Raw genomic sequence first — 1,893 nt, 5'->3', positions numbered from 1 at the left:
ATCGAGCGCGGATCACCCGCCGCGCCGAGCTCCAGCAGCATCTGCAGACCGGCCGGGGCGGACACTGCGCAGAACAGGTTGGCCGCCACGGTGGACAGGTCGACCTCGTCTTCCCGGGCCATGGCCAGCGCGCCGCGCAGGTGTCGGGTGGCCAGCGCGGCGTCGACGCTGAAGCCGAACAGGCCGGATTGGCGGCCGGCCGCCAGCCACGCCAGCGCATGCGCGCTGTCGGTCCAGTCTTCGACACTGGCCAGTACCTGCGAAAACAGCCTGTCGGCACCGTCGACATGTGCAAACAGGGCGCAGGCTTCCAGCACGGTCAAGCCTTCATCGACCACGCAGGCGGGGTCCAGCGCGAACGCTTCGGCCAGGCAGTCCCGCGCGTGCGCCATCCGCGCCGGGTCCCAGTGCACCTCGTTTTCCTGCGGTTCGTCGCGGCCCAGGTGGTAGTCCAGCATCGCCCACCAGCACAGCACCTGGGCCCGCGTCGATGCATCCAGGTGCAGGTCGAGCAGCGCAGCGTAGGCCTGGTCGTGCTGGGCCACGTCCTCGGCATCCTCGGCGTCGGGGTGGAAATAGAGCCAGTCGCGTTCCTTGATCACGCGCAGGCGGTTGCGCTGCGGCAGCATCAACCGCGAGGCCTCGGGGCCATCGATGAAGTCCTGCATCACCGCATGGCTGCCGCCCCAGCGCGGGTACAGGTAGTACAGGTAGGTTTCCAGCGCGTCGGTGTCGTTGGCACGGATGGCCAGCGCCTGCTGCAGCCAGTAGTCGGCGGCGTACTCGAACGTGTGTTCGCTGCGCCCGGCCAGCAGGGGAGGCAGGACGGGCAGGGCCTCCAATGGACGGCCATACGGTGCCAGCACGGCGACGGCCGCCGCGAATCCGTCCGGATCCTGTTGCTGCTGCGCGGTATACAGATCGGCGCGTCCGCCGCGCTGCAGCTGCTGCAGCCAGCGCGGCTCGCCCAGGTAGCAGGACATGCGCAGCATGCGACCCAGCACGAATGCCGGGCGCGGATGCCGTGCAATGGTGTGCAGCCAGGCAGCCATCGCGTGGTCGCGGGCCAGGCCGGCCGCGTCCCATTGCACCTGGCGGATGGTTTCGATGGTTTCGCTGGAACGGATGCGCCCGGAGACGCGATCCCACAGTGCACCCAGCAGGGCCCACGGGTGCGGGCTGTGCGGCTGTTGCGCACACCACTGGCGCGCCTGTTCAAGGCGGGCGGGCAGGTCCTGCGCGGGATCCAGCAGGGTAGCCAGCAGCCACCCGTATCCAAAGCGTGCGGTGCCACCGTCGAGCCAGTGCTGTTCCGCTTCGCCGAGCAGCCGGTCGACCTCATCGAAGCGTTGCTGGTGCAGGGCGTCGCGCGCGCTGCGGCGAAGGGCCAACGCGTCGTGGGGGAAATGCGCCATGGGGGGACAGCGTCCTTGCAGGGAATCGGACGCGCATTCTAGGCAATCCGGCACCTGCCGTGACGGCCTGCGTCGCTACCGGCAACGACGCCCTGTGCATACAGGGCGTCGTGCGGGGACTACTTCGCGGCCGGGCTGGCGGCCGGCGCCAGTTCGGCGAACAGGCCACCGAGCAGGCCCATGCTGGCCTTGTCGGCGCCCATGTCCTCGGCGGCGTTGGCGATGGCGATCACGCCGCTGTTCTGCGCGGGGAACAGCACCACCCAGGCCAGCCAGTTGCCATCCGAGCCGCCGTGTACCAGTACCGGTCCCTGGCGGCCCGCGATGGACGGCTGCACGCCCCAATCCAGTCCGGACGGACTGCCCGGCTGTGCGGTCTGCATCAGCGCATACGACGCCGGCGTCAGCAGCGTGCCCTGGCCGCGGCTGCCGGCCAGTTGGTCGATGGCAAACAGCGCCAGGTCCTGCAGACGCATGT

At 69.7% G+C, this 1,893-nt stretch carries 2 protein-coding genes; both read right to left on the bottom strand.

The features are described 5' to 3' along the window. On the bottom strand, positions 1 to 1,415 hold a 1,415-nt coding region (locus tag DBR34_RS12470), incomplete at its 3' end, for a DUF4034 domain-containing protein (protein WP_219928281.1). 119 nt (positions 1,416 to 1,534) lie between these two features. Then, the coding region (locus DBR34_RS12465) for a hypothetical protein (protein ID WP_128097028.1) at positions 1,535 to 1,893 on the bottom strand (359 nt) is incomplete at its 5' end.

This window comes from Stenotrophomonas sp. HMWF003, assembly GCF_003061285.1.
Lineage (GTDB): Bacteria > Pseudomonadota > Gammaproteobacteria > Xanthomonadales > Xanthomonadaceae > Stenotrophomonas > Stenotrophomonas maltophilia_AP.
Note: the sequence above shows the minus strand (reverse complement) of the source record. Positions and strands in the feature narration are given on the sequence as shown.